Origin of the sequence: Bacillus cereus group sp. BfR-BA-01355 (genome assembly GCF_022663675.1) — a bacterium.
Classification (GTDB): Bacteria; Bacillota; Bacilli; order Bacillales; family Bacillaceae_G; genus Bacillus_A; species Bacillus_A thuringiensis_S.
Map to the genome: position 1 here is coordinate 1 of NZ_JAKUFY010000151.1, position 10,176 is coordinate 10,176.

Sequence of the window (10,176 nt, forward strand, 5' to 3'; positions counted from 1 at the left end):
CCCCATATTCCACTGTATAGAGCACCAACATCAGCTAAAAATCGATATATAAGATTTGCATTTTCATAATTAAACATATTACTTATTTTAGGTATAATAATATTATTAGAAGAGGAATCTCTTATGTAAAATTTATTGTTATTAATACCAACAACTAAATTTTCTATATCAATATTATTAGAGCAACTTTCACTAGGATTAGTACAAAGATTTATTTCACTCTTATATACACTAGGTGAATTCATAATGTTAGCTAAACTGCTATTGTCTGGATTTATCCTTAAGTCTGCAAATTTTATATTACTATCTTGATCTTCTATGAATTCATTAAAATCTTTTAATTGATTTATTTCATTTTTGTTAAACATATATTTAAATCTTCCATAGGTGTTACCTATTTGAGTAGAACCTGTATTAGGAACTAAATAAAATTTGTTTGCACCTTTGCATTGAAAATAGTTAAAATAGAGTTCTAAATCAATATTTTCTTTTTCAATATCATTTCTACTGATATGTTTTTTAATTTCTTTAATTTTGTCTTCATCAAGAATAATATTTTCATTATTAATAAGAGCTTCGGTCTGCCATTTTTGAATTAAGTTCCTAACTGCTCTAAGGTTTTCACTTATTTGTGGTTGAGAGTTTCCATTCGTTACGTAATCATTAGGCTTTCCTAAACCTAAATCTTCGTCTAAAAGTTCCAATATCGGTACTTCTTGATAAGGGCCATATTTCTCAATAAAAGAATCCCTATACGAATTAAGAACTTGAAGTGGATTTATACATCCTAGATAGCTCATTATTCTACTTAATTCCTCTAAGTTAGTTATATCTTCATCTCCTAAAGCTAACTCCGAGCTATTAGTTAACTTAGCATCTACTCTTATGTCTTTTTCTCCACATAATTTAAAGGTTTTTAAAAGTGATTTAAAATTACTTAATTCCTTAACAGAAATTTCTTCTTTAGTTAAATTAAACTTATCTAATGAAAAATTAATTTGTTTTAAATTATCTAACAATTCATGATTAATATTCTTTTCTTCTAAGATAGTAATGAGATACTTAAAGGGATCATTAGAAGATAATGCTGGTCTTAAATCAGAAAACAAAATATCATTATCTATTAATTTTTTCAAATAACCTTTAGATGTAGTATCTTCAGTATTAAACTCTTTATTAATTTTATCTACAAGTTGTTCAAAATTGATATCATTCCTTGTAATTTTACGTATATAATCTAAAACTGGACTATTTTTAACAGTCATAATTTTCATATGCTCATCTATATTGTCCTTATTATGTACATTACTTTGATATGGTAATTTCAACCTATTACCATGTTTGTAAAGAAGATTATTAAATCTAATATTTGCTTTTTTCAAAATCTCATCCTGATTTTCTAGCACTTCGACGATTTTATATATTGTGGAAAAATCTAACCTAAAATACGAATCTATATTGAATGATCCTTTTCCATTATTATTGATAGATTCAATTCCCATACCAGCGAAGAGACCGAAAGGAGTTGGCCTTGTAGACATTCTTATTAGAAATTTGGTAATACCATGTAAAAAGTTTCTCTTTTTTTTAGCATCTAAACTGTCTAACCTATTTAAAGCTTCATACATAGTAGGACTTGATATATATATAGCTAATTTTAATTTATCATCTGAAAATATCTCTTTTATCTTATTTTCGTATTCTAAAGTTGATATTTTTGAATCAAAAAGCTCTTGATACTCTTTTAAAGTTAAAATGGGTTTACGGTACATATATGTATTTAGTAATTGATGCTTCACATTAATTCCTCCTTACTTAATCTCATTTAGAGCTCTATACGTATTCACTTCAACCATTGAATAATGCCTGTTTATTTGTTTACCACTTAACTTAACTAAACTTAAAATTTCATTTCTCTTTGGTAACTTTTTATATAATCTATAGTATCTACTTAATAACAAAGCGATGGTTCCACTAAACAACGCAGACGATATGCTTGTACCCATAGTAAGAGTATAGTCTTTCGGAACTTGATATTGATCTTCCAAATGTAACCGTGCCATTGAACGCGGCTTTGCCACAATCACCAATCCATACTGAGAAGGGAAACCTTGTGAAAATCCACCTGATGGCATGGAGAAATCTATCCCTACTCCATAATTACTAAAAGAGGACAGTTCTCCTTTATAGTCTGTAGATGCTATAACTATCCCCTCCGCTAAATATATCGGGAGGTTTTCTGAACCCTGCTTGATTTCTTTGCATTCATTTCCAGCAGCGCATATTACATAAATCCCCTTATTAATTGCCTCCTTAACAACTTCTTTATATTCATAAATCATATCGATATCATCTATTTTATTAGATGTATAACTGATATTTATGATGTGAACATTTTCTTGAATAGCTAGTTTAATAGCATTAATAGTCCATCTTAATTCTCCATATCCATTCTTATCTACAATTTTATAACTAAGGATGCTTACTGCAGGAGCAATTCCCTTAACATTTTTCTTACCTATAATAGAACTAATTACTGCTGTCCCATGGCCATTGTAATCTTCAATATTCTCTTCATAAGGGATCATTGATTTAGATTTATTAATAAGGATATTATCATTTAATTCTGAATGAAGATAATCACAGCCACTATCCAAAATAGCAATTTTTATACTTGGATGACCAATTTCGATATCATATGTTTTGAATTGCTCACTTAATCTACTTGTATTCCAACAGTAAATGTTTGGTTTGTAACTACTTAACTTTTCCCTGATTGTATCCATCTACATTAACACCTACCTATAAATCCATGTAAATACTCTTATATGTATATAAAAACTTTTAAAGCCTATAAAAGAATGGCTCTTTTATAGGCTCTCAAATTCTAATTAATTAGATCCCTAGTCTTACTTACAATTAGAGCATGAAGTAGTACAAATACAAGTTCCTGTTTTACAAACAGCCTTTGAGACTTTAACAATAGTTGTCCAAGTTTGTGCTGTCATTTCAGTAGGTGTTTCCATTTTCTTATTAATATCTAAATCAAATAGTTCTTTATTCATTTCTAATTTCCCCCAAATAAGTAATTTTTTTGTTCGAACAAGAATTATTATATTACCAATAATCTAATAATTCAACATAAAAATAATAAAATTTATACTTTTTTCCTTTAAAAGGATTTTTATTGAATTTTTTTGAAGTTCCATAGAGATAATAATGATTGAAATATTCAAAAAAATAATTGTTGGATGTAATGTTACTACTTTATAAATTGAATTTTAATAACTTGATAAAAAAATTATATGCTCTCTTAATATTGGTTTACCTATTAAAAATATTCTACGGATATATATAAACTTTAAAGCCTATAAAAGAATGGCTCTTTTATAGGCTCTCAAATTCTAATTAATTAGATCCCTAGTCTTACTTACAATTAGAGCATGAAGTAGTACAAATACAAGTTCCTGTTTTACAAACAGCCTTTGAGACTTTAACAATAGTTGTCCAAGTTTGTGCTGTCATTTCAGTAGGTGTTTCCATTTTCTTATTAATATCTAAATCAAATAGTTCTTTATTCATTTCTAATTTCCCCCAAATAAGTAATTTTTTGTTCGAACAAGAATTATTATATTACCAATAATCTAATAATTCAACATAAAAATAATAAAATTTATACTTTTTTTCCTTTAAAAGGTTTTTTATTGAATTTTTTTGAAGTTTCCTTGGGAGGAATATGATGTTTATTGAAATATCCAAATAACAAACCCTAAATGTAATGTTACTATTTTATAAATTAAATTTTAATAACTCAATAAAAAGATTATATGCTTCCTTAATGTTTATTTAGCTATTAAAAATAAGCTACCGATATGTAAATAAAAACTTTTAAAGCCTATAAAAGAATGGCTACTTTATAGGCTCCCAAACCCTAATTAATTAGATTACCAGTCTTATTTACAATTAGAGCATGAAGTAGTACAAAGACAAGTTCCTGATTTACAAGGAGCCCTTGACACCTTTAAAATACTAGTCCAAGTTTGTGCTGTCATTTCAGTAGGTGTTTCCATTTTCTTATTAATATCTAAATCAAATAGTTCTTTATCCATTTCTATTTTCTCCTAAATAAGTATTTTTTCACCTAAACAAAATCATTATATTATCAATAATCTAATAATTCAACGTAAAAATAATTAAATTTATACTTTTTTTCCTTTAAAAGGTTTTTTATTGAATTTTTTTGAAGTTCTATAGAGATAATATTGATTGAAATATTCAAAAAATAAACCCTGAATGTAATGTTACTACTTTATAAATTAAATTTTAAAGCCTATAAAAGAATGACTCTTTTATAGGCTCCCAAATTCTAATGAATTAGATCACTCTTCTTACTTACAATTAGTGCATGAAATAGTGCCAATACAAGTTCCTGTTTTACAAATAGCCTTTGATACTTTAACAACCGTTCCCCAAGTTTGTACAGTCATTTCAGTAGATGCTTCCATTTTCTTATTAATATCTAAATCAAATAGTTCTTTATTCATTTCCATTTTCTCCCAAACAAGTAATTTTTTGTTATATAGATATTATTATATTGTTAATAATCTAATAATCCAACATGAAAATAATAAAATTCATACTTTTTTCCTTTAAAAGTATTTTTATTGAATTTTTTGAAGTTCTATAGAGATAATATTGATTGAAATATTCAAAAAATAAATCCTAAATGTAATGTTACTACTTTATAAATTAAATTTTGATAACTTGATAACTTGATAACTTGATAAAAAGATTATATGCTCTCTTAATATTTGTTTACCTATTAAAAATATTTTACGGATATGTATATAAAAACTATTAAAGCCTATAAAAGAATGGCTCTTTTATAGGCTCCCAAATTCTAATGAATTAGATAACTCTTCTTACTTACAATTAGAGCATGAAATAGTACAAATACAAGTTAATGTTTTACAAACACTTCTTGATACAAAAATAGTTGTTGGCACAGTTTGTGCAGTCATTTCAGTAGGTGTTTCCATTTTCTTATTAATATCTAAATCAAATAATTCTTTATTCATTTCTATTTTCCCCCAAATAAGTAATTTTTTGTTCGAACAAGAATTATTATATTGTTAATAATCTAATAATTCAACATGAAAATTCAAAAAAAACGATATAATCTTACTAATTTACAAATTAAATTTTAATAATTTGATAAAAAGATTATGTGCTCCCTGAAAACTTATTTGAATATTAAAAATATTTTACTGAGAATTATTCTAGCTTACTTTTAAAAACTATGCAATAAAACCTAGCATAATATAATACAAATTAGAGGATATTTTTACAAATGTAATCGTCAAGTAACTTTAAAAGGCTCTGTTACAATAGCTTCATATATGCAAGTAATCTTTCCATCATGGTGATTTTATTTTAAATTCTCACTCTCCTAAAGAAAAAAGGAAATTTTTTCAATCATTTTGCTATTTTCTTAAACTTTTACGATCTATAATATATTCTTACATTAAGAAAGAATAAAGTTTTACTTTAAAACAAAATTTCTCATTTAAAAATACAACAGATAGGCTCTTATGCTATTACACATAAGAGCCTATCTCACCAGTATTATACTCAACTAGTTATATGAAATTCCTTTATATTAAATAGAAGATATCCTACAATTATTCTGGGAAAATAAAGCTAGAGTCTCCTTCACCATTAGCGGAGTCTTCTTTTGGGAATGTAATAGTAGATCCTTCATTTCCCTTATTCCCTTTATTTATTTCTTGTTCCTCAGGAAATGCAATGGAAGAATCATTACTTAAGTTTGGTGAAAAACCAAGTTTAGATAAAATGGCTTTTAAGTCAGGTAAAACACCAATTTTATCAGAAGTTGGATCATTAGATTTCGTTCCGGTGCTAGAATCACTTAAAATAGCCCTAAGCTGTCTTGGTGTATATACTCTCCCCTGATTATTTTTTACAATTCCTTGAATTGATGCTGCAGCACCAGCAATAATAGGTGATGCACTAGATGTTCCAGCAAAACTAGATGTATATAAATTTGTTATAAATTCACTTGGTTTAGCATCTGTAGTATCTACTGCATTCCCCCATCCATATACATCCACTCTACTACCGTAATTAGAGAAATATGAACGCTTATGAGGAACCCTTGCAGAAGCTGCCCCAACCATAATTGCTCCTGAATCTTTAAAATCAGGACTATTACGATTTAAAACTTGTTTACCATTACGGTCTCTAAATTGATCCAAATCATTTCCGCCGTTTGCACCTGCTTCAATAATAATAATTCCCTTATTTGTTCCCATACGAATTGCATCAAATATGTCTGGTTTTACTTCCACAGGAAAATAGTTCTTATCTCCATATCCATCGTAAGTTGCTTGTGCCTCTAGTAAAAGAATATCTCCAGCTTGCATATTGTTAACCGCACTTAAAATAGCATCAGCTGTATTATAATTTCCGTTATCCCTAATCTGGGATACAACCTTTACCTTAGCTTTCGGTGCGATCCCAATTCCACCTATGTTATTATCCTCTGCCGAAACAATGCCTAAGACTGAGGTACCATGATCATGGTGCTCGCTTTTATTCTGTCCAGATATCAATTCAATCTTTTGATTCACTAAATCCTCATGACTAAATAACCACCCATACTCCATATCTACGAAAGTAGTTCCTTTTCCATCTCCACCTTTTATGCTCCAGGCATAAGGTGCATTAATTCCTAATGGTGCTGGTTCAAGGTAACCTTGTCTTGTAAGTCTAGGCTCATCATATGGATTAACAGATAAATTTGGCAAACGCTCTGCTGGTGGCGCCTCTTCTTCCTGTAAATACGCCGTTTCAACAAGAGATGATTTTTCAATTTTTGTAAGTAATGCTTGTACATCAATATCATCTTGAGTTTCTACAATATAATAGCTTAGCAAATTAGAAGAAATATGATCGGAATCTTTTATTTCTTTCCCAAGATTTTTAATTTCTTTAGGATTTAAAGAATTAAAAAGTCGATTTATAGTTACATTTGGATATTCAGCTAAAATTTCAATTAATTCAGGATCTTGTTTTTCTTCTTTAATAAATTTTTCTATTCCATCCTGATATGGTAAATTCGCTTCATTTTTAAATTTCAAAATTAATTGTTTATTAACTTGCTTATGTACAGTAGAATTCAATTGCTTATTTGTATAATTGTAGGTAGCTGCATAGGCAACTTCTGATTTTTCACTTGGAAGTAGTCCACCCACCCCATTAAATGCTGTTAATGCAATTGAAGAAACTAGAATTCCCTTAAAAATTTTCAAAACGTGCACCTCTTTTTATTAATATATACTTATAAAAAAATGTATTTTACCTAATTTCTTTTTATATAAACGTTTTATATGTAGGACTATATTTTCAACTCCATTCATTCTTTAATATTTGTTTATACATCATTAATACAACCAATTCATACCAGCCATTTTATTAATTCAGTTGCATAACTGTAACTATTATAGTTACACCTTTATGAAATAGTCAACCTTAAATGCAATTTTGCATTTACAATCATACATACTTCTATCAACTTACTCCCAATTATTTCAAGAGAAGTTGAACTTCTATCATTTTGAGTAATTGCATATATATAATATAGAACATATAAGGGGGGTTAAAACGTGGTAATCTCAAGACAAGATTCCTGGACTGATGATAACGATTTACTTCTCGCATCAACAGTACTTCAGAATATTCGTAACGGTGGAACACAATTAGCTGCATTCAAAGAAGTAGCGAAACTACTAGCTAGAACACCCGCAGCTTGTGGATTTCGTTGGAATTCATATGTGAGAAAACAATACCAAGAAGAAATACAACAAGCAAAACAAGACCGAAAAATGGGAAACAACATTCCCCTCTCCCCATCAGAAAAAGAAAAAAACTCTTTGTCTATTACATTAGATGATATTATTCTCTTTCTACAAAATTATAAAGATGTGAATGAATTGACAAAGTTACAAAATCAAATTGAAGATTTAGAAACAGAGAATCAATCTCTTCTACAACGTATAACTATGTATGAAGAAGAATATCGAATGTTACTGAACCATATCGATAAGACAAGAAATTTAATTGCAGTGGATTAAACAGCATAACTATATTGACTTTCCAGTAGGATCTTCGCCCTCCAAAACCACCATTAATAAAGAAAATTCAGACTGTTATTAGTAGTAATAAGTAAAATACACATACATAATGTATGTGTATTTTTAATTTGACTATTATTAAAATAAATATTTAGTTTATGTTACATCTTTTCTAATATTTCTTGTCTTTCACACCATTTCGTTAGCTTTTCTAATGCTTTTTTAGATAAACGTTTTGTTTTATAATTACAAAACCTAGATAATGTAGACGGAGAAATACTAATTTCATCTGCTATTTCACGAATGCTTACCTTTTTTTCATTGTGTACTTTCAGTATTTGGTCACGGATCTTTTTCTCTATTTGTTCGACTGATTCTACAGTCTTCTTTATTTCTTTAACAACTGTTACTTCCGGTAATTGCTCTTGTGGTTCCTCTATACTCTTCTTTCCTATTACCCTATCCATTGACTGTAGCATTTCTTCAGGTGGTAAAATCGTTATTCCTAAGTTGGTGTAATAATTTTTAAACCAATTACGTTTCCCAATTTGTTGTTCATCCAGTGGATCACTATACTCCCAATGAGAGATTACTTTTTCATTTTCTAAATCCATTAGAACATTTTCTAACTGTTCTCTAATACGATTAGGCTTCCAATCTTTTGGGATATCCATTACTGCTAGCAGTCCTTTGTCCCCACCTATAGAATATGGCTTTTTCAATGATGAATACATTTGTCTAATTCTCCATTGCCATGTTAAGTATCGAATTAACCTTTTATGATATTTGTGTCTATAACTATTGTATTCAAGTGCTTTTTTAGATAATAGGGCTGTTGTATTATTTGATCCATACAAATAATTGGTTAAAAAGCTACCCGGCTTAATACGACAAGATTCAATGCCCATGTATTCGTTAGTAACACTATGTCTCCATAAAACAACTGAATCTAATACAAATAATCTTTTGATAACTTCACGCTTTAATTCTAAACGTTCCCCATCATCATCACGGTCATTTAATACAACGACTTCATTCTCATCATTTAAATAGATAAAAATGCTTGCTAAAGCTGCAATTCTCTTTGCTATCTTAATTTTATCTTCCGCTCTATAGTATTCTTTATTTTTAACAACTGTTTTTGGAATGTTGCACATTTCTAAAACTTGTTCATACGAAAAGTCAATAAAATCATCTGGAGATTTTGCTTCATTAATCCACTGTATTGTGATTGCATCTAAGCAATCTGCCGTTAAATCATCCATATTACTCATTACGTCATCTACAAGGGTATTCCATCGAGCTGCTTCTTCTATATTGGTAAGTCTTAAATCTTCATCTTTGTGTGAAGAAAGTTGAGCTACACCATTAGAAGACCTCGTTTCAATGGGATATTGTAAGACCTTACTTATTTCATCTTCTTCAAATTGATTCTTTGCAATCCCATCTCTTAATTTATAATAAACAGCAGAGTTATTTACCTCGTAATAATCCTCGTGATTCACAATATTTGGCTTATCTATATTTTGATCATTTTCTAATATTAAAGAATTTGTATGTACTACATTTTGAAATTCTTTTTCTATAAATACTTCAATTTCTTTATATATTTCTTCTTTATAAGAGTCAATTTTCGCATAAATTTGTAATAATGTAATTCCAGACTCTTGCTTTTTCTCTAACCAAGATACTAATGCAGTAAATGATGGAGAAGCATGGGGTGATGTGAGTACTTTATTATTATTATTTTCAACATCTTTAAAGTATGCATTCCACTTATTCCATACTAGCTCGTTAGTTTTATAAATTGGCTCAGAGATTAGCAATGCATCTCGAAACATTTGTAATAAGTTATCCACTTTCTTTTCCTCCCTAAACCATGGATCACAATAAAATAATTCTTAGTATAAAAATCTTAACTACTATTATATTTAATTTATTGTAACAGATATTTACAAATTTTTGTTTCTTTCTTTCCTTACATTTATTTCCTTAACTCCTCAACTTGCAACAGTTTGCTCTT

The 10,176-nt window shown here is 28.5% G+C and carries 10 protein-coding genes; 1 reads left to right on the forward strand and 9 read right to left on the reverse strand.

From position 1 onward, the window contains the following. The 8 genes from MR167_RS28675 to MR167_RS28710 all read right to left on the reverse strand — a co-directional run. On the reverse strand, nt 1-1,799 hold a 1,799-nt coding region (locus MR167_RS28675; RefSeq protein WP_242316060.1), incomplete at its 3' end, for a lantibiotic dehydratase. A 12-nt stretch (nt 1,800-1,811) separates the two neighbouring features. Next, nucleotides 1,812-2,786, reverse strand: coding sequence for a S8 family peptidase (locus MR167_RS28680; protein ID WP_086398128.1), 975 nt, complete (start codon nt 2,784-2,786; stop codon nt 1,812-1,814). A gap of 123 nt (nt 2,787-2,909) precedes the next feature. After that, nucleotides 2,910-3,065, reverse strand: coding sequence for a type A lantibiotic (locus tag MR167_RS28685; RefSeq protein WP_001031160.1), 156 nt, complete (start codon nt 3,063-3,065; stop codon nt 2,910-2,912). 361 nt (nt 3,066-3,426) lie between these two features. Next, entirely contained in the window at nt 3,427-3,582 is a 156-nt protein-coding gene (locus tag MR167_RS28690; protein WP_001031160.1) for a type A lantibiotic, read from the reverse strand. A gap of 371 nt (nt 3,583-3,953) precedes the next feature. After that, nucleotides 3,954-4,109, reverse strand: coding sequence for a type A lantibiotic (locus MR167_RS28695; protein WP_000356689.1), 156 nt, complete (start codon nt 4,107-4,109; stop codon nt 3,954-3,956). A gap of 279 nt (nt 4,110-4,388) precedes the next feature. Further along, nucleotides 4,389-4,544, reverse strand: coding sequence for a type A lantibiotic (locus MR167_RS28700; protein WP_086398127.1), 156 nt, complete (start codon nt 4,542-4,544; stop codon nt 4,389-4,391). Between the two features lie 378 nt (nt 4,545-4,922). After that, on the reverse strand, nt 4,923-5,078 hold the full coding sequence (locus MR167_RS28705; protein WP_001031159.1) for a type A lantibiotic: 156 nt from the start codon (nt 5,076-5,078) through the stop codon (nt 4,923-4,925). Between the two features lie 603 nt (nt 5,079-5,681). After that, nucleotides 5,682-7,331 (reverse strand): S8 family peptidase, encoded by a 1,650-nt coding sequence (locus tag MR167_RS28710; protein WP_086398126.1) that lies wholly within the window; start codon nt 7,329-7,331, stop codon nt 5,682-5,684. Between the two features lie 354 nt (nt 7,332-7,685). Between MR167_RS28710 and MR167_RS28715 the strand changes: the two genes are divergently transcribed. Continuing rightward, complete coding sequence (locus MR167_RS28715; RefSeq protein WP_000237077.1) at nt 7,686-8,153, forward strand: RsfA family transcriptional regulator; 468 nt, start codon at nt 7,686-7,688, stop codon at nt 8,151-8,153. Nucleotides 8,154-8,314: 161 nt separating this feature from the next. Here the strand turns inward: MR167_RS28715 and MR167_RS28720 are convergent, their stop codons facing one another. After that, complete coding sequence (locus tag MR167_RS28720) at nt 8,315-10,012, reverse strand: helix-turn-helix domain-containing protein (protein ID WP_000369377.1); 1,698 nt, start codon at nt 10,010-10,012, stop codon at nt 8,315-8,317. Nucleotides 10,013-10,176: the final 164 nt, after the last annotated feature.

Coding starts and splice junctions, on each gene's coding strand:
- MR167_RS28680 (WP_086398128.1), bottom strand. CDS start 2,786: ATGGATACAATCAGGGAAAAGTTAAGTAGTTACAAACCAAACATTTAC.
- MR167_RS28685 (WP_001031160.1), bottom strand. CDS start 3,065: ATGAATAAAGAACTATTTGATTTAGATATTAATAAGAAAATGGAAACA.
- MR167_RS28690 (WP_001031160.1), bottom strand. CDS start 3,582: ATGAATAAAGAACTATTTGATTTAGATATTAATAAGAAAATGGAAACA.
- MR167_RS28695 (WP_000356689.1), bottom strand. CDS start 4,109: ATGGATAAAGAACTATTTGATTTAGATATTAATAAGAAAATGGAAACA.
- MR167_RS28700 (WP_086398127.1), bottom strand. CDS start 4,544: ATGAATAAAGAACTATTTGATTTAGATATTAATAAGAAAATGGAAGCA.
- MR167_RS28705 (WP_001031159.1), bottom strand. CDS start 5,078: ATGAATAAAGAATTATTTGATTTAGATATTAATAAGAAAATGGAAACA.